Consider the following 17633-nt stretch of genomic DNA (forward strand, 5'->3'; position numbering starts at 1 on the left):
TTCCTTTCAAAGCCTGCCTGCCAAGCGTTTGCAGACAGGTGATATACACAAGATCCCAATGATGTTGTGTATATATACTATTGCAGTGATTGTGCCAACTTGTTGGTAATAGATGAAATTAATTTTAAGATATTGATATTTATTTATATATTTAATTTCAATATTTTTTGAAATGGAATTTTGTAAGAGGTAGAATATAAAAATATATATTTTTATATCCTAAATTATATTTAATAGCCCATCGCATTTTTACCTGTTCGAGCGAATTGTTGCTCTTTTTTAATTTTTAACCACAGAGTATCCTTGGGTGCAATATGAGTTATGAGAGACAGGCTGTGATTTCTATAGCTTAATATCTGTTTCATCTTTTTTCGCTTACGCTTTAATACTGAGGGCTTTTCAAAATAGCCATATCGTTTTTTATACCAACGAGTGGCTTGTAGGTAGTAGTGTTTTTGATTGAGCAAGTATAAGGCTTGATCAATGTCTTGATCGTCTTGAAGATAGACTGTAATGGACATATTTTGCGTTTTAAAGACTGACACCTGTCTTTTATTAAGGGTGAGGATATGTCTTTGTATAAAGACATGTTATAAACATAACAAAAGACAAATAAATTGCCAAGCCTCATGGATATTTTTCGTTATTTACTCACGATTCTTTTATTTATTACTGGTGCATTTTGCCTTATACGTTTTTTAGTAGACGATTTCAATTTTATATTTCTAGCGGTAAGTTTTGTCTGTTTTCTGCTTGCTTATTGGGTAAAACCAAAACGAGAAAACCATGATCGTAGAAATGATACGTGGGACTGGGTGGATGTGATCGATATTACGGTTGAAGTTGTTTATTGGATCGTTACTTTACCATTTCGGTTATTGCGAGGAATATTCGATACTTTATCTCCAGATAGTCTATAATGTGAGGGAATCTAAGTCTTTTAAAAATTATTCAATTTTTTTGTATTTTTCCAACAAATAATACATTTCTTGGAATGCTGCTAGACCAAGTAAATCACCAAACATGTCAATAATATTAAAATTTTGATTATAGCCTTTTTCTTCAAATTTTTTGAAATTTGGAATAACTTGACAAGTGGATAAAAAAGAATATTCGACTAAAATCCTATTCTTAATACTGCTATTACTTTCATTTTCAATAAAACTAATATTGGGGTTTGCTCCTTTTTCTAATAGGAGTTTTGTTTTTTCAAAATCAAAACATTGTGCATGATTGAATAGTTTTACATCTATTTCTCTAAAGCCTTTTTTGAGATAGTAAGACAAAGGTTTGTCAAATATTTCTGCTTTTTCATTTGAATCATTACAATAAAAAAATCACAATATTTATTATATATGATTTTTTTTGGCATGTTTTCTTCTTTAAGTTCTGTGTGCCAGAAATGTAACATTTTTTCTGTTTTTACTTGATTCTTATGGACGATGGGCATGATTTTATTCAACCAATCTGTGCTATTCCATATGGTTTTATTGAGAAGGGTGAGATTGGTTAAGTCAATATTAATTTCATCACCTTCATCTAGTATTATTGTGTTGTGGCGATGTAGGTAAACTTCAGGATATTTATTTTTTAATGCGATTGTTCTTTCTATATCGTTAAAATAAATAGAAAGGAAAAGTTCTTTTATTATTCTATGCTCTATTTGAGATGTATGAAGTTGATTGTTTGTCATAATTTTATTTTCCATAAGGTTTTTCATTCTAAAAATAATTGATATATTTACGAGATTAAAAGTAATCATCACAACAAAAATAATGAGACTTTTCCTAAAAAGGAATAGGGATTTGAACCCCGTGCTTACGCACTCACCATGTAGTCCCATTGGCATTTGTGATGATGCGACATAAACAAAAAAGTTAAAGACTTTAGACCATTGCCTTAATTAGACGACTGTACTTAGATACAGGTGAGAGTGGCTACCCACATTAATGGTAGGAATGTAGTCCTTAATGCATTTTATGCCGTACCACAAAAAACAGACCAACAAAGAGTATTAAGACAATCATTTCAGTGCGTTTTCCTTTCCGCCATTGATCGAAGTCAATCAAGATGGAATCGAACCATCAAGTCATTACTGACGCTGAAGCCCTTTATGTAGTCCTAACAGCATTTGGTCTGTGACCAGTAAACAAAAATGATAAGACCTTTTATACATGGCTCTATCCAATTGAGCTACAAACTGATTTGCATCAATTTGAAGGGACTTGAACCCTCAACAAATGTAGTCCTATTGGCATTTTACTGGCTATGATTATCACAACAAGTAAGTGATTGGATTTTTGAAACTAGGGTCTTAGCCCTATGCAATGTAATCCAATCAGTATTTGTGATAATCATAAATTTGCACAACAAAGGTGATGAAACATCGAGCCAGCTTACGCTGAGCTATCGTGGAAGGATAGTGATGTAGTTCCATCTGTATTTGTGCAGTTTTATTATATGGCAACAAAGTTAAGTTAGAAACAGAGACATTTAAAAGATGTAGTTCCTAAAGCATTTGCCACACTTTACTGACCTGACGAATCAAGTCAGTAATTCGATTTTTTCAATTTCATTAACCCAGTGATCGCTGTGCATTTTACCTTGTGCAAACAGATCTATTAAACGAAAGACTTCATCGCTAAACCCACCAATATTAATGGTATCAGTTCGTTCAGGGACTTGCGCATGTGTATATGGTTGCAAGTCAACACAAACCAATTTAGCTTCTGGGCAGCGTTGTTTTAAAATATCCCATTCATACAACATGCCTGTTTTATGGCGTGTGCGTAATTGGTCAGCCCAAGATTCATTGTCTGAAAAATAAATCATCAAATCGACAGCTGTCTGATCTCGATTAAGTCGCTTTAATGGAATGCTGCAATTCGTTCCACCACCACCAAGTGCAGCAAACTGTTTGGCAACCTCAAAAATAGAGCGTGTTTTGCTGCCAGAGAAAACTTGTTTTAATCGAGCAAATAGGCTCGCTTGATATGATTCATTTTCCGTAATGTTGAGAGAATGCAGTTGCGTATCAAACGGCATAATTTCAATCTCAGGATTGACCTGCTTTAAAGCACATGCAAATAACGATGCTACATCTACACAGCGCAATTTTGAGGTCGCACCTTTGCGATAACCTGTGATTGGACTTGCCATTGAACCAGAAACATCAATCGCAACCACCACACGACCCGTTAAACTAGGCACATTTTCTAAGGCAGCTTGCATTACTTGTTCTAATGCTTGTCGTACAATTTGAGGAACGGCATCATCTAAAGCTGCCCAAGTTGCCATCAATTGATAAGGCAAGACTCGACTTTTACGGATCATGTCCTGATCTTGTAATTTGTTTGCAATGACATTGTCCATGCCTTCAATCTGAAATACGCCGTGTCGGGCAAAAGTATTCAAGTTCATTCTGAGCATTTGCCAGCCACCATTTTTAGCGATCTCTGCCCATTGCTGTGCTGAAAGTGATAAATTGGTCAGCAATTGCATCGGTAAATCAGGTACATCTTGTGTTAAGCCTTGACGGAATTTTTCTAATGCCTGAACTTTGACAGGTAGTTGCTCAAGCTCATATTTTTTACCAAGCACATAAGCAAAGAATGCATCTTGAGCCACATCTTTAGGTTTTGGATGTGTCATTTTTAACACATCCGCCAAAGAAGGTTGATTGCCAATATTGGCTGCAAGCAACTGATTTTCATTGGCATTGATCAACCACTGATTGATCATTTTTTTAGGTAAGCTACCTAAAGATTTGCGTTGTATCGTACCTGAACGCATGATCTGTACAAAGTTACGTAGCTGTTTTCCGTTATCAATGACTAAGGGAAACACTGCTTTGAATAAAGCCTGATCACGTTGTGATAAAATTGCCAACAGTAAAACAGGCATATCTTTCATATGATTGTTTTTACGTGTGTAGACTGCTGTTTTAGCAATAAAAGTTGGCTCTACATTTTGGGTAAATGCTAACACTTGTTCAAGCTGTGCTTGCGCATTTTTGTAAAAAGTATGATTCAACGTACCTGTAGCTGCAAGTTGCGCCAAAGCTTGACGATAATCTAATTGAAAAGCCCACCCGCCAGCTTCATTGCTGATTAATTTGTTCTTATTTGCCTGAGAGGCAAAAATTGTCTGGTTTGCCATGACGCATCCTCCATAAATTTTAAGTTGTTGTTTCTTGGATGTGTTATTGCAGAGAGTGTGCCAATCTTCTTTTTTTTATTTTAATAAATTTTAAATTATTGATAATTATCATAAATAAAATAATAAATATTTTTGCGAGATACAATGAATAGAATTTTTACATGTAAAATATATCTAAATGGATATGAAAGTATTAAAAAAGATATGTGATCTATATGTGGTTTTTATTGAAAGATCACATAGGAGAAAAAATTATGATGATGCAACGATTTTTGAAAGTTGACCTGTTTCATTTAAGCTAAATTGATCAAAATCATGGGCTAAATAGAAATTGCCTTGATAAAATTCACGAAATTCCTCAGTAATCGCTTGTTGTCCAAGACTATCCTGATGGCGAGGGCTAAAATGAGTAAGGATGAGATTGCTTAAATTCTGCTGCTGCGCAAATTTAGCCACCATTTTGGCAGAACTATGCATTGGACCTTGACCTACTTTATCCAAAATTGCTTGGGTATACGTTGATTCATGAATGAGTAGTTGAGCATCTTCACAAGCATGAGCTAATAATTCAGGTTGATCATTATCACCACCAACAATGGCATGTACGCGCTGCATTTGTATTTGAATAAAATCAGTCGCTGTTAAAATTTGCTCATTAAATTGAATATCCTGACCTTGTTGCAAATCACCCCAAGCCTTGCCTTTTGGTACGCCAAGCTGAATTAAAGCCTGTGTATCTAATTTCTTTTGGGTATATTGCGCAATAATACTAAATGCAAAGCTCGGTACACGATGACTTAATGGATGAGCTTGTATGGAAAGTTCATCCGTCAGTTGTTGTATTTGAGTCGCGTCATTGACATCAATAAAATTGAGTGGATAGGGTAAATGTAGGTCAGTCAATTGCGCGGTGACCTCAATCCACTGTTGAATTTCTTTGGGTGCAATAATGGTTAAAGGTGCAGTTCGTGCATTCATGCCTGCACTTGCTAATAAACCGATGAGCCCATAACAATGATCACCATGGACATGGGTAATACAGATTGCGATCAAAGTTTGTAAAGAAAGCTTAGCTTGCTGAATCCGATGTTGAGTGCCTTCACCTGCATCCACCAGAATCCAGTCTTTATTCTTACTGTTACGAACTGCCAAAGCAGAAACGTTGCGTGTCAGTGTGGGCACACCTGAAGATGTGCCTAAAAAAGTAAAATGCAGCATATTGTTGGAATTCTTCACTGAAATGCGTATTGTATATTATAGGTATTTATAAAATATTATAGAAATCATGGCGAATGCAAAAAAAACCATCGTTATCGGCTTTGTGGGTTCTACCTTAGATCAAGGGAAACGTCCTGAACGTTGGCAGCGTTGGCGTCCAACGCTGAGTCTACTCATGCATGAAGATTTCATCGTGGATGAGCTAGTTTTATTGCATGATCGACAACACCGTAACTTGGTCGATTTTATTCGAGAAGATGCAGCCGAGGTTTCTCCTCAAACCACAGTTTCAGGATATAAAATTAGTATCCGTGACCCTTGGGATTTTGCTGAGGTTTATGGCGCACTCTATGATTTTGTAAAAACCTATTCCTTTGATACTGAAAAAAATAATTATCTTCTGCATATTACGACGGGAACGCACGTTGCCCAAATTTGTTGGTATCTTCTAGTCGATGCCAATTATTTGCCTGCCAAGCTGATTCAAAGTGCGCCAAATCAACAGAAAACACCAGAAGGTGAATATCGTATCATTGATCTGGATTTGTCTCGCTATGATGTTCTCAAGCAGCGTTTTGAAGATGAACAACAACAAAACTGGCAACAGCTGAAAGCCAATATTTCAACGTATAACCATGAATTCAATCAACTCATTACCGAGGTTGAGTTGGTGGCAACACGCTCGAGTGCTCCGATTTTGATTATGGGAGCAACAGGGGTTGGAAAATCACACTTAGCTAAACAAATCTTTCTATTAAAAAAGGATAAGTTTCATTTAAGTGGGCGCTTTATTGACGTGAATTGTGCAACGCTACGTGGTGATAGTGCCATGTCCAGTTTGTTTGGTCATATCAAAGGAGCATTTACAGGTGCAGCGGCTTCGCGGACAGGTCTATTAAAAAGTGCCGATCAGGGTATTTTGTTTTTGGATGAAATTGGGGAGCTTGGGCTAGATGAGCAAGCGATGCTGCTCAAGGCGCTTGAGGATAAATCCTTTTTTCCTGTCGGAAGTGACAAAGAGGTTCAGGCAGATTTCCAACTGATTGCAGGGACAAATCGAGATCTAAGAACTGAAGTGCAGGCAGGTCGTTTCCGAGAGGATTTATGGGCGCGATTGAATACATGGACTTTCTTTTTACCCAATCTTAAAGATCGAATTGAAGATATTGCTCCGAATATTGAATTTGAGTTACAACGCTTCGCGGCAAATCAGCAACGCCAATTACGCTTTCAACGTGATGCACTCGATGTGTATTTGAAATTTGCTAAGTCTAAAGAAGCATCATGGCAAGGCAATTTTCGTGATTTAACTGCCAGTGTGACGCGATTAGCGACATTATCCAGTGGTGAGCTGATCCGTTCAGAAACAGTCGAAAAAGAGATTCAGCGTTTAAAGCAGTTGTGGTCGATTCAAACCACACAAAGTGAATTTAAGGAAAAGGATGTACTACTCAAGTATTTAGATCAAGCGCAGTTGAGCGAGATCGATGAGTTTGATCAGATTCAACTGCGTGGGGTGCTGCAAGTCTGTGAAAATGCCAAGTCGATGGCGGATGCTGGACGTCAATTGTTTGCAGCTTCACGCCAACAACGTAATACCACCAATGACAGTGACCGAGTCAAAAAATATTTGGCTCGGTTTGGCTTAAGTTGGAGTGACTTCCAGTAATCATTCTCCTAGACGATCTCTCTTATTTTGAGATGGGTTGGCTAGAAACTCCAAGTTCCAGAGTTTTTCGGCATGCCGACCCAGCCACCAGAAAGATGCTGCTAGCAAAATAAAGAAAATGGCTTTGTGCATGCCATTCCAAAAGAACTCAAAGTACTTGGTATACAGATTAATAAATAAGAAAGTGATACCAAAACCGCGTGAGGTGGCATCATCATGTTTTAAGCCATAAACAATTGCAATGATAGCAATAAATGCAAACAAGACACCCCAATGCAACAGCTCATATTGTTTAACATTATACCAGCTACTTAAATCACCATAGTTGCCAAAGATTGACAGAATCCATAAGGCAATAAATAGATAAAGCAATCCCATGACATAAGTTGAGTGCGCAAAGTCTTTAAAATGCGCATAACGTTTAAAGAAAAGACTTAAGCCAATCAGTGCGCCACCAAAGAATACAAAGCGTAGAGGGAAGTTCATCCCTAGATAATACGCACCCCAACCAGACATATAACCTGTTTCAGTTCCAAACCATGAACCCAATGAGAGTAATGAAAACACCCAAATCAATCTGGATGGGAACCAGAAGGCAAGAGTGGCATAAATGATGGTTGAGAGCAGGAATAACAAAGAGAAATGTCCGCTGCCTGTATCAATCGCTTGTCCGAAATAAGCCACAGATGCTGCTGTAGAGAGCACACCAGCAAAAATAATGGCTTCATTGCTAAATTGATGCAGTGGTTTGGTTTTACGTCGACGATATGCAAAGCCATAAAAGGCCGCAGCAACTGCTGCAAAAATCAGACAAGGAATGATTTTGGAATCAATAAAGATTTTTTCAATCAGTTCCATCAAGAACTGATCTGCGGTAATTGCGGCAATGGCAATCACGGCACAAATTATTGAAATCCAGAATGAATATTTTGCCAGTCTTTCCCAATCAAAAGGTCGAATCGAAAAACTATTTTTTAAATCATTGGCAACATTGGGCGTAATGGTGCCTTGTTGTTGCCATTGTTCAATGGTTTGCTTTAAAAAAAGTCCTTGTTTTTTATTTAATTTCATTAAAGAACTCGAATGTCTGTACATCTATACTGATATAACAGACATTGGATTGAAAAGACGTATAGTTTTCTTAGTAATTTGTTGTTAAGTCTACAGTTTTAAAAAGCGAGTAATGACTTGTCTGAGCTGTTTTAAGTAACCTGTAAAGAAATGATTGGCACCTGGCAAAATCGTGATGGGATGCTTTTGTGGCTTTGCCCACGCAATCATATCTGATAACAAGGTAATGTCATCTTGCTCGCCGTGAACAAATAGAATATCGCCATCAATCGCAGGGGTTTTATAGTGGCGTAAATCGACCACCGAACCAGTTGGTAAGCCACAGAGCACTAATTGTTTTGGACGTAATTTATCATTGAGTTGTGCTTGGCATTTTGCCAGTACATGTGAACCAAAGCTAAAACCACCTGCGTAGAAGGTTAAGCCTGCATGCTTTTCACGGGCATATTCAATCACAGCCATGATGTCATCAGTCTCGCCATAGCCTTGATCATGTGTACCTTCGCTGCCTGCCAGACCGCGGAAACTTGGACGATAAACTACACAGCCCATTTCATTAAAAATCTGAGCCAGTAGTACAGGAACTTTATGATTTGGTGTCCCGCCTTGCAAAGGATGTGGATGGCAGACAACAGCAAAACCTGTGACTTCACCTTGGGGTTGATCGACAAACATTTCAATTTGACCAACAGGACCTTGGATGAATAATTGCTCAGACATAAGATACGCAATGGATAATGGAAGAATCCACTATTTTACCGATAATGAAGAATGAAAACACGAATTGGCATTAAAAATTATCAACTGTTATAGTTTCACCAAGATAAATTTATGTTTGATTGATTATGCTTGCTTTAATTTCTCCTGCCAAAACACTTGATTACACAACAGCACTTCCTACAGACACACATACCCAACCACGTTTATTGGCACAATCACAGCAGTTAATTGATGTATGCCGTAAGCTTTCGGCAACTGAAATCGCGTCGTTAATGACGGTAAGCGAGAAAATTGCTAACTTAAATGTAGAGCGTTTCCGTGACTGGAATGCTGATTTTAATTTTTCCAATGCACGTCAAGCCTTGTTTGCCTTTAAAGGTGATGTGTATACCGGTTTAGATGCTTATCACTTAAAAGATCAAGATATTGATTTTGCCCAGCAGCATTTGCGTATGTTGTCTGGTCTTTATGGCTTACTGCGTCCGTTGGATTTGATGATGCCGTATCGTTTGGAAATGGGCACTAAATTGAAAAATAAGCGTGGTCATAATCTATATGAATTCTGGGGAAGTATTATCACTGATCAAATTAACCAAGATTTAGCTGAAATTGATGCAAAAGTATTGGTAAATTTAGCTTCTGACGAATATTATAAATCTGTGAATGAAAAGAAAATTCAGGCAGAAATTATAAAACCTGTATTCTTGGATCAGAAGAACGGAAAATATAAAGTCATTAGTTTCTATGCGAAAAAAGCGCGTGGTCTGATGGCAAGATATTTGATTGAAAATAAATTAAGCCAAGTAGAACAATTAAAAGCATTTGATAGTGAAGGGTATTACTTTGATGCTGCAAGTTCATCAAATAAAGAATTGGTCTTTAAGAGAGATGAGCAACACGCAGCTTAGATTTGCCTTGGGCAGGGTGGGATGTTAACCAAAGAATATTTATTAAAACACGCAATATCGTCTGATCAAGTCCAAGTTAAAGGACATTTGACTGAACCTCGGAGTTATGGGGTATATGCATTGCCTTTAGATCGAGATGGAAGTAGACGTTTTCGTTTTGGCAATCATCCCGTACGTCAGCAGGAACTGAAACATGAGTTTGGTTCCTGCACTTTGTATCAGCTTTTTCTTGAGCGTAAAGATGCTGAATCATTGGCAAAGTGGCTGAATAAAGAAATCCAATGAGGATGAGCAATGCCACAATATTTAACTTTATTAGAAAAATCATGGTTTGAGCTGCAGCAGCATTATCATTTTTCTGAACCGCAGAAAGTTTTTAATAAGTTGATTGCTGCCTACAGTGAAAAGCAGCGGGCTTATCATACTCTGCAGCATTTGTGTGAATGTTTGGCTTTATTTGACACGATTCGAGCTGATTTAAATGATGCGTATGCAGTTGCATTGGCGCTCTGGTTCCATGATGCAGTTTATGATCCACAAGCTAAAGATAATGAGCTAAAAAGTGCTGAGCTATTTCAACAGTATTTGGCTCAAGATTTATCAGTTGATATTGTCCAAAAAATAAAGCTGTGGATTGTTGCAACGCAAAAGCATGCATCGACAGATGAGTTGGATTTACAGTTTTTACTTGATATTGACTTAGCGATTCTAGCTGCTTCATCAGATCGTTTTGTGGAATATGAACAGCAGATTCAAAAAGAGTATGCGTGGGTTGATCCTGATATTTATTTGATTAAAAGAAAACAAGTTCTAGCGCATTTTTATCAGACAGAACCGCTGTATCAAACGGAATATTTTCAACAGAATTTCGAGCAAAGGGCGAAAGAGAACTTAAAATTTGAGCTTTTTTAGAGAATTAAGAATTTCCATAATTCTCTAATAATCTTACTTTAGTAAAATTCAGATATTAGGACAATAATTTTCATAAAGCGTTGTTAAAACAACCTGTAACTTAGGGTCACTAATTGAATAAAAGATTTGCTTTCCATCCCGACGTGTAGAAACTACATTACTTTTTCTTAACATCATAAGCTGCTGTGACAGGGTAGGTTGTAGGATACGAGTAGCTTCTTCAATTTGAGACACATTTAATTCTTGTTTGGCTAAATGACATAAAATAATTAAGCGATCTGTATTTGCCAAAGACTTAAGTACATTGACAATAGAGCTTGCAGACTCTCTCATCACGTTGATCTCTATATTCTTTTGCATACTTTTCTCACTACATTCAAGCCGAACTTAGTATAAGGTGAGAAAAACATAAAAATGTATTAAAACTTGAAAAATACAATGGTTTTTTGTGAATATCTATATCAGTGAAACTTATATTTATCATTAATAACGCTTAGACTTTAAAATTTGGGAGTCTAGATATTTTTAGCAATGTTAGAAATATTGGTAATTGTTAAAATTTTCTAAACAATAAAATTATGTAATTAATTTAATTAATGAATATGAAAAATTTAAAAATTTTATTTGTACTTGCAGAAAAAGTGTATATAATAAAAACAAGACAGAAAGATCTGTCTGCATAAGAAGGATCGGGATGTGCAATTTGTACGACCGCCAGAGGGTAATATTTTTATTATTCTTTTTACAACTCAGACGCAAGCGTGAGCCACAATAATAACTATAAATCACGCTTTATTTTTTATACTTTCAATTTCATATTATTTGTTTTAACTCAGCTTTCTGAGAATTTTATGATGCCATTTGCTTTTCAAAATTAATTAAATGTTCTACGCGAGTCCAATACTCACTCATTTCAACAGAGTTTTTATTTACATGCGCTTGGATGGTCATTCCATCTAAAATACTTACGATTAATGTAGCCAAGTGTGTCGGGCTTCGAATATCTAAATTAGTCAGTAAGTTTTGGATCAAGGCTGTTAGCCATATTTTATATTGTGTCGCAGGTTCAAGGGTTGAAGGGTAAATTTTAATCACTTCTTCAAGTGCTTTTTGGAACATACAGCCGTTAAAGTCTTCGCTTTGGAACCAAGCATTGTACCATTTGAATATCGATTCAATTTGCTCTAAATAATTTGTTTGATCACATTGAGCTAATGTTTCATTCAGTGAGGTTTGAAGGTTAATATTACGTTGAAGCAAACATTCCTCAATAAGCTTTTCCTTCGATGGAAAATATTTATAGAATGTCATTTTTGCAACGCCTGACTCACTAATAATTCGATCAACCCCAATCGAATTGTAGCTATGCGAGTTAAAAAGTTTTAATGCTGTGTTAATAATATCTTCTTTTTTTGACATACAAGCCTCGAATTCGCTCTCTGCTAATATGAGCTGAGCATTATTTGCATTCCATCATGCAATTTTGGCACGAATTTTACATGGTATTAAAGAAATATCATAGAAAAAAATAACATTATTTATTTAATTGATTCTTAAATTTACAGTTTATTAGTTATTTTTTAGTTAAATATATGAATTAATTAAACTAATTTAAATAAAATACAGTAATTATAAGGTGATTTATAACTCTATAATATGAATTTAAACTAATTCACATTTATTTAAAATTATGATAATTGAATAATAAAAATCAGTTATTAAATTTTTAAGATAAATAACTGACTTTTATATAGTTTATTAAAAATTAGCTTCTTGGTAAAGTTTCAATTAAACGCACAAAATTTTGATAAAGCGTTGATTGTTGAGTAGGTGTATATACAGGGCGTTTAATTGTGCCTTTATTGGTTTGGATCATTAAATCGACATTTTTTGCATTTCTAAGTTCATTAAGAAATAAACTCGGGATAACAAAAGTATTTGATGAGCGTTTAGGAATGAGACGATTGATGTATTTCTGCTGGGTTTTTCCAACAGGCTCATAACTGAATAATTTATTATCAACGCTGAATGTCATACCTGTAATGTCATAATATTCATAAGTACTACTCAATGCCACATCAATTTGTAGGCGATCTTTTTGCTGCTTATCCCATTCCACGACAACATTTGGACAAAGTTCATTTGCCTTGCAACTTAATGAACCTGCTGTTGCGAGTTGACTTATATTTGTAGCATCTGATGTTGGATTTGTTAGGTTACTACAACCACTTATTGCGATACACAGGCTAAGACAACCAAGTACTTTTTTCATATTTAACTTCTCGAGTTTATTTCTATTCAGATGTTAATGATGTAACTCTGGACCAAGAAATTCAAATGGTTTTGCAATTTTAAATTGATCAGTCGCATCGCCAGCAAAAGTATTTTGTTGGTCTTTACCAAGATCTAATTTACGCGTCACACCATCTTTAAAGTTAATTTTCTTTAAGTCCACCCAGAAAACATTAGGAGATACAGCAGATTCAAAAAAGTAGAGTAGTTGTTTGTGATCTGCAACTGTACGCCAACGTGTTGAAGAAATATTGGGCTCTTCCTCTGTATTTAAGCCAAAAGGAACCGATGCATTACGTATAACACTAAAGACAGAGGCAATCGCTTCTTTTGAATTATCATTTTTAGGGATAGCGTTGATATAAAATGATGCTCGCGCAAATCTATCGGATGCTCTATTCGTTCCTGGTAGCATTACAGTGCCACCAATTTGCTTCCAATAGGTATTTAAAGCCAATTGTTGATCGAAGGTAGGAGAGTTGGTCATAACTTGATATTTCCTGTCATGGTGAATGACTTGTTTACCATTAATATATTCAATTATTGCACTATCACCAGTTTTGTCTGAAATTGATAAATGAAGTGTTGCGAGCCTTTGTTCACCAGGAACACTGTCTGTAATTAGTATAAATGGTTCTTTTTCTAAGGCTGTCACTGCTTCCGACACAGTCGCATAGTTATCAAGCACATATTGTGCCCATGCAGAAATACTTAATTGTGGCTTATTTGATTGTTTTGCATTTGGATATTCTGATTCAACTAGCCATAACACATTTGCCATTAGACCAGCTTCATTCATGCCATCCGTACTTGATATATCATAGCCTGAAGCGATAACACTGCCATATTTCGATTTCCATTTAAGTGATTTAGGGCCTGCATTACTATCGCGGTTTACGCCACTCGGCATGATCCATAGGTTGGTTCCAACATCTACTTTCCAATCCATTGATCGTGCTGTAATGATGTGATTGTCATTGCCTAAATATACTGCTCTAGTACAAGCTTGTGCTGTTTGAAGTACGAATGAAGATGCGATCAATGAACAAAATAGTGTTTTTTTAAACATATTGATTCTCCGTTATAGTAAAGAATAATTTAGATATAATTTATGTTTTAAGTTGTTATTAGTGAGTCTATAAAAAATATGATCTCTTTCAAGACTTAAAATGTAATCATTATAAAAAAATAGTTTTAATTTTTTATGTCAAATCATAAAAGTAGAAATAGTCGAAACTACTTCTACTTTAATTAGAGGATGTATCAGGCTTAGTGAGGTGGTAGCAACATAATAACTGCTTGATTCAGTAACAATACGATATCTTCTAAGATATCCGTATGATTAAATTCTTCATCAAATGCTAAGCTTGCGCCATCTGCAATTTGTTTCAGTTGTTCTTGGAAAGATTGAGAAATACAGATATTTTCCCCATTTGCCCAAAAGTCTAATAATTGATCTTGTTGTCTATAGAGCAATCTTGATGCAGGTTCCAGAATAAGTTGATAGCCACTATTGATAACTTCAACCAAATCATCTATCACAATTTCTTCTGGCTCAGGAATACTATTGGGATATTTAGATTCACTCATGTATGCCATGATCGCCGCATCAAATTCTGGTGCTTGAATGAGATAATCAAGTAATTGAGTCTTGAGATAAGAAAACTCAGTATTATTTATCTCTCCAATAGCATTTGTTTTTAAGCGAGTAATATCCGCGAGAGGATTTGTTAAGACTGAGTTTTTTGCGAATTGTTCACTGAGTCGATCTGTCATTTCAGCTAAATTTGGCATACGGAAGCCAAATGAGAAAGTTAAACAATCATCTTCAGCAACGCCATAATGAGCAAGACCAGGTGGTACATATAATAGATCGCCAGGTGCGAGTACCTCATCGAAATCTACATTCATTTGAGAAAGTAGTTTTAATGGTTGGTCTGCAACAAATTCTGTTGATTCATCACACATTTGACCGAGTTGCCAACGGCGATGACCATGCCCTTGTACAAGGAATACATCGTAAAAATCAAAGTGTTTACCAACAGAGCCTCCTTTAGGTGCATAAGAGACCATGATGTCATCGCGGCGCCATTGAGGAATAAATGGAAATTTTTTCCAGAGCTCAGCAATATCAAAAGAATAATGGTCCACCGCTTGAACCAGGATAGTCCAAAGATTCGGTAACTTTTGGAAATCGCCTTTAGTGAGTGGTGATGATTTTACATGCCATTCATTTGGATTTTTATTTTTTTGACGAATCAAGCGAGCACTGACATCTTCTTCTAGCGCTAGTTCTTTGACATCTTCGGGTTCTAATAAACCCATAATTTCAGGCATTGCATTGCGAACTAATAATGGTTTTTTTTGCCAATATTCATTCAGGAATTGTTCTGCGGTAATACCGCCGAGTACCGCTAAGGATTCAGACATGTCAAAGAGACCAGCAACTTAAAAATTATGGTGTATTCTCTATTGAGTTGAATATCGGTGCAAGTCTTGTGATGATTGTAAGTAAATCTATAAGAAATTCAGCTTAAAAGCTCCAGAAAGTATTTAATCTTGATCAATTAGAAATGGACTCGTTCACAGCCTTTCAAAAAAACAGTATGCTTAAGATGCAGAAAGGAGCATACATGTATCAAGTACTGGCAAGAAAATACCGTCCTCGTAATTTCAATGAGTTAGTTGGGCAAAACCATGTTTCTCGTGCTTTAACCAGCGCATTAGAACGTGGGCGTTTGCATCATGCCTACTTGTTTACAGGAACGCGCGGCGTCGGTAAAACCACGATTGCCCGTATTTTAGCCAAATGTTTGAACTGCGAGACAGGAGTCACTTCAACGCCATGTGAAGTCTGTGCAACCTGTAAGGCCGTAAATGAAGGTCGTTTTATTGATTTAATTGAGATCGATGCGGCATCACGGACTAAGGTTGAAGATACTCGAGAGTTACTCGACAATGTACCTTATGCGCCGACGCAGGGTCGCTTCAAAGTTTATCTGATTGATGAAGTGCATATGCTTTCAACGCATTCGTTTAATGCCTTGCTCAAGACACTGGAAGAACCACCTGAGCATGTGAAGTTCCTCTTTGCAACAACAGATCCACAGAAATTGCCGATTACTGTCATCTCACGCTGTTTGCAGTTTACATTGCGTCCTTTGGCTGTTGATGAAATCACAGAGCATTTGACAGCGATTTTAAATAAAGAGCATATCGAAGCCGATCAAGATGCAATTTGGCAAATTGCAGAATCTGCACAAGGATCATTACGTGATGCATTGTCTCTAACAGACCAAGCAATTGCCTATGGCCAAGGTGCAGTCCATCATCAAGATGTTAAAGATATGCTCGGTTTGATTGACCGAACCATTATTTATGATTTGATTTTGGCAATCCATCAAAATCAGCAAGTACGGGTAAGTCAGCTACTTCTACAATTTAGACAGCAAGCTTTAGACGTATCTTTGGTTTTGGATCAATTGGTTTCGACCTTGCATGAATTGGCATTGTTGCAATATTTACCTAATCTTGCATTGAAATATAGTGAAGAGATTAATCAGAAAATTTTGCAACTTTCGAAACTCATTTCTGCTCAAGATTTGCAGTTGTATTATCAAATTGCTTGTAAAGGTCGAGCTGAGTTGCAACTTGCGGTGACGCAAGAGCAAGGCTTTGAAATGACGGTGTTGCGTTTACTAGCGTTTAGACCTTTGACTTTGAATGAAGTTACCGTAACTGCAACACCTGTTACGCAAATTACAGCGCCTGAAGCGTATCAGCCCGTACAGGATTTAAGTACAGAAAATCAGTTTGCAGTTCAGCAAGAAACGGTTAGCGTTGAACCTGAACCTGAACCTGAACCTGAACCTGAACCTGAACCTGAACCTGAACCTGAACCTGAACCTGAACCTGAACCTGAACCTGAACCTGAACCTGAACCTGAACCTGTTGCGCAAAATCCAGATAGCAGCTTAATGGTGTTTGATGCAGAAGATGGGCAGTTGATTGGATTTGACGCGTCAGCATCAGCGGAAATAATTCAAGTGAGTATTACAGATTCGGATGAGGTTTTAATTTTCCCTGTTGAACAGAATCTTGAAACATTTGCTCAACTAGATGATCTGCATCTTGAATATCAACAAGCAGCGACACCTGAACAACTTGTTCCAGTCATTGATGGGCAGCTTGCAGAAACTGTTGTCGAATCACCAGTCATCGCAGTTTCTTCTACTCAAGAAGAGTCAAGTAGCTTAATGCCTCAAGACATTCTAAAGTTGCCTGAGCAGACATTAGAAGGTGAGTGGAATCTGAAAAAATGGGAATACTGGTTTAGAACCAGTCAGCTTTCACCAGCTGTTCAGGAATTAGCCCAACATGGTGTAATGCAAGGACAGATCAACGGCACTTCTATTTTCCAGATTCCTCAAGAATATGAAGGTATGTTGTCGCAATTGCAGCATGGCTTAGAAGATGCATTAAAAGAACAATGGCCACAAACGCTGTTCAGTGTTCAATATGGTGCTGTTAATTCCAATACGCCTTTAGTTATGCAGAATGAGCGTAAAGAAAGAGCTTATCATCGGGCGATCGAATTATTAAGCAAGGAACCAACGATCAAAAGTCTAGTGGAAACTTTTGATGCAGAGTTACATAATATTCAATTGAAATCTTAACGATTCTAA

At 36.6% G+C, this 17633-nt stretch carries 18 protein-coding genes; 6 read left to right on the forward strand and 12 right to left on the reverse strand.

Annotated elements, in window-relative coordinates:
- Positions 1–230: 230 nt before the first annotated feature.
- Positions 231–521 carry a hypothetical protein gene (locus IEV17_RS07565; protein ID WP_004661914.1) on the reverse strand — a complete coding sequence of 97 codons (291 nt, stop codon included), beginning with the start codon at positions 519–521 and terminating at the stop codon, positions 231–233.
- A gap of 108 nt (positions 522–629) precedes the next feature.
- Between IEV17_RS07565 and IEV17_RS07570 the strand changes: the two genes are divergently transcribed.
- Positions 630–920, forward strand: coding sequence for a hypothetical protein (locus IEV17_RS07570; protein WP_004661915.1), 291 nt, complete (start codon positions 630–632; stop codon positions 918–920).
- Positions 921–947: 27 nt separating this feature from the next.
- Here IEV17_RS07570 and IEV17_RS07575 read toward each other — a convergent pair whose 3' ends face one another.
- From IEV17_RS07575 to IEV17_RS07590, 4 genes are all read right to left on the reverse strand, one after another.
- Positions 948–1286: a hypothetical protein gene (locus tag IEV17_RS07575; RefSeq protein WP_004661917.1), complete on the reverse strand. Its 339-nt coding sequence runs from the start codon at positions 1284–1286 to the stop codon at positions 948–950.
- Positions 1250–1708, reverse strand: a complete 459-nt coding sequence (locus IEV17_RS07580; RefSeq protein WP_155757117.1) for a hypothetical protein — start codon at positions 1706–1708, stop codon at positions 1250–1252. The genes IEV17_RS07575 and IEV17_RS07580 overlap by 37 nt, the downstream gene beginning before the upstream one ends.
- Positions 1709–2544: 836 nt before the next feature.
- On the reverse strand, positions 2545–4158 hold the full coding sequence (locus tag IEV17_RS07585; RefSeq protein ID WP_004661919.1) for a TROVE domain-containing protein: 1614 nt from the start codon (positions 4156–4158) through the stop codon (positions 2545–2547).
- A 252-nt stretch (positions 4159–4410) separates the two neighbouring features.
- Positions 4411–5376 (reverse strand): ribonuclease Z, encoded by a 966-nt coding sequence (locus IEV17_RS07590; protein WP_004661921.1) that lies wholly within the window; start codon positions 5374–5376, stop codon positions 4411–4413.
- A gap of 67 nt (positions 5377–5443) precedes the next feature.
- On the opposite strand from IEV17_RS07590, the gene rtcR reads away from it, so the two are divergent.
- Positions 5444–7045 (forward strand): RNA repair transcriptional activator RtcR, encoded by a 1602-nt coding sequence (gene rtcR, locus IEV17_RS07595; RefSeq protein ID WP_004661924.1) that lies wholly within the window; start codon positions 5444–5446, stop codon positions 7043–7045.
- On the opposite strand, the gene IEV17_RS07600 is transcribed toward rtcR, so the two are convergent.
- Both IEV17_RS07600 and IEV17_RS07605 read right to left on the reverse strand, forming a co-directional pair.
- Complete coding sequence (locus tag IEV17_RS07600; RefSeq protein ID WP_004661926.1) at positions 7046–8116, reverse strand: DUF2157 domain-containing protein; 1071 nt, start codon at positions 8114–8116, stop codon at positions 7046–7048.
- Between the two features lie 90 nt (positions 8117–8206).
- Positions 8207–8836: an alpha/beta hydrolase gene (locus IEV17_RS07605; protein WP_004661927.1), complete on the reverse strand. Its 630-nt coding sequence runs from the start codon at positions 8834–8836 to the stop codon at positions 8207–8209.
- Positions 8837–8961: 125 nt separating this feature from the next.
- Between IEV17_RS07605 and yaaA the strand changes: the two genes are divergently transcribed.
- Genes yaaA through IEV17_RS07620 form a run of 3 tightly spaced genes read left to right on the forward strand, consistent with a single transcriptional unit; the run spans position 8962 to position 10656 of the window.
- Entirely contained in the window at positions 8962–9744 is a 783-nt protein-coding gene (gene yaaA, locus IEV17_RS07610; RefSeq protein WP_004661929.1) for a peroxide stress protein YaaA, read from the forward strand.
- Between the two features lie 21 nt (positions 9745–9765).
- The gene (locus IEV17_RS07615) at positions 9766–10029 is read left to right on the forward strand and encodes a hypothetical protein (RefSeq protein ID WP_004661930.1); all 264 of its coding nucleotides are present in this window, start codon (positions 9766–9768) and stop codon (positions 10027–10029) included.
- Positions 10030–10038: 9 nt separating this feature from the next.
- Positions 10039–10656 (forward strand): HD domain-containing protein, encoded by a 618-nt coding sequence (locus IEV17_RS07620; RefSeq protein WP_004661931.1) that lies wholly within the window; start codon positions 10039–10041, stop codon positions 10654–10656.
- Between the two features lie 48 nt (positions 10657–10704).
- Here IEV17_RS07620 and IEV17_RS07625 read toward each other — a convergent pair whose 3' ends face one another.
- The 5 genes from IEV17_RS07625 to IEV17_RS07645 all read right to left on the reverse strand — a co-directional run bounded on the left by IEV17_RS07625 (position 10705) and on the right by IEV17_RS07645 (position 15378).
- The gene (locus IEV17_RS07625) at positions 10705–11016 is read right to left on the reverse strand and encodes an ArsR/SmtB family transcription factor (RefSeq protein ID WP_034601329.1); all 312 of its coding nucleotides are present in this window, start codon (positions 11014–11016) and stop codon (positions 10705–10707) included.
- Between the two features lie 489 nt (positions 11017–11505).
- A complete protein-coding gene (locus IEV17_RS07630) occupies positions 11506–12075 on the reverse strand; it encodes a TetR/AcrR family transcriptional regulator (RefSeq protein ID WP_004661933.1) in 570 nt (189 codons plus the stop codon).
- Positions 12076–12421: 346 nt separating this feature from the next.
- Positions 12422–12928: a hypothetical protein gene (locus tag IEV17_RS07635; protein ID WP_004661935.1), complete on the reverse strand. Its 507-nt coding sequence runs from the start codon at positions 12926–12928 to the stop codon at positions 12422–12424.
- Between the two features lie 33 nt (positions 12929–12961).
- Complete coding sequence (locus IEV17_RS07640; RefSeq protein ID WP_004661937.1) at positions 12962–14017, reverse strand: linear amide C-N hydrolase; 1056 nt, start codon at positions 14015–14017, stop codon at positions 12962–12964.
- A 200-nt stretch (positions 14018–14217) separates the two neighbouring features.
- Complete coding sequence (locus IEV17_RS07645; protein WP_004661938.1) at positions 14218–15378, reverse strand: ribosomal protein uL16 3-hydroxylase; 1161 nt, start codon at positions 15376–15378, stop codon at positions 14218–14220.
- A 203-nt stretch (positions 15379–15581) separates the two neighbouring features.
- On the opposite strand from IEV17_RS07645, the gene dnaX reads away from it, so the two are divergent.
- On the forward strand, positions 15582–17624 hold the full coding sequence (gene dnaX, locus IEV17_RS07650; protein WP_188363579.1) for a DNA polymerase III subunit gamma/tau: 2043 nt from the start codon (positions 15582–15584) through the stop codon (positions 17622–17624).
- Positions 17625–17633: the final 9 nt, after the last annotated feature.

The sequence above is a fragment of the Acinetobacter modestus genome, assembly GCF_014636095.1.
GTDB classification, from domain to species: Bacteria; Pseudomonadota; Gammaproteobacteria; order Pseudomonadales; family Moraxellaceae; genus Acinetobacter; species Acinetobacter modestus.

Bases quoted from the DNA above. Each gene is read 5' to 3' on its own strand.
- IEV17_RS07625 (WP_034601329.1), bottom strand. From the start codon at position 11,016: ATGCAAAAGAATATAGAGATCAACGTGATGAGAGAGTCTGCAAGCTCT.
- IEV17_RS07585 (WP_004661919.1), bottom strand. From the start codon at position 4,158: ATGGCAAACCAGACAATTTTTGCCTCTCAGGCAAATAAGAACAAATTA.
- IEV17_RS07580 (WP_155757117.1), bottom strand. From the start codon at position 1,708: ATGGAAAATAAAATTATGACAAACAATCAACTTCATACATCTCAAATA.
- IEV17_RS07570 (WP_004661915.1), top strand. From the start codon at position 630: ATGGATATTTTTCGTTATTTACTCACGATTCTTTTATTTATTACTGGT.
- IEV17_RS07600 (WP_004661926.1), bottom strand. From the start codon at position 8,116: ATGAAATTAAATAAAAAACAAGGACTTTTTTTAAAGCAAACCATTGAA.
- IEV17_RS07615 (WP_004661930.1), top strand. From the start codon at position 9,766: ATGTTAACCAAAGAATATTTATTAAAACACGCAATATCGTCTGATCAA.
- IEV17_RS07630 (WP_004661933.1), bottom strand. From the start codon at position 12,075: ATGTCAAAAAAAGAAGATATTATTAACACAGCATTAAAACTTTTTAAC.
- IEV17_RS07605 (WP_004661927.1), bottom strand. From the start codon at position 8,836: ATGTCTGAGCAATTATTCATCCAAGGTCCTGTTGGTCAAATTGAAATG.
- IEV17_RS07645 (WP_004661938.1), bottom strand. From the start codon at position 15,378: ATGTCTGAATCCTTAGCGGTACTCGGCGGTATTACCGCAGAACAATTC.
- IEV17_RS07565 (WP_004661914.1), bottom strand. From the start codon at position 521: ATGTCCATTACAGTCTATCTTCAAGACGATCAAGACATTGATCAAGCC.
- rtcR (WP_004661924.1), top strand. From the start codon at position 5,444: ATGGCGAATGCAAAAAAAACCATCGTTATCGGCTTTGTGGGTTCTACC.
- IEV17_RS07635 (WP_004661935.1), bottom strand. From the start codon at position 12,928: ATGAAAAAAGTACTTGGTTGTCTTAGCCTGTGTATCGCAATAAGTGGT.
- yaaA (WP_004661929.1), top strand. From the start codon at position 8,962: ATGCTTGCTTTAATTTCTCCTGCCAAAACACTTGATTACACAACAGCA.
- dnaX (WP_188363579.1), top strand. From the start codon at position 15,582: ATGTATCAAGTACTGGCAAGAAAATACCGTCCTCGTAATTTCAATGAG.
- IEV17_RS07620 (WP_004661931.1), top strand. From the start codon at position 10,039: ATGCCACAATATTTAACTTTATTAGAAAAATCATGGTTTGAGCTGCAG.
- IEV17_RS07640 (WP_004661937.1), bottom strand. From the start codon at position 14,017: ATGTTTAAAAAAACACTATTTTGTTCATTGATCGCATCTTCATTCGTA.
- IEV17_RS07590 (WP_004661921.1), bottom strand. From the start codon at position 5,376: ATGCTGCATTTTACTTTTTTAGGCACATCTTCAGGTGTGCCCACACTG.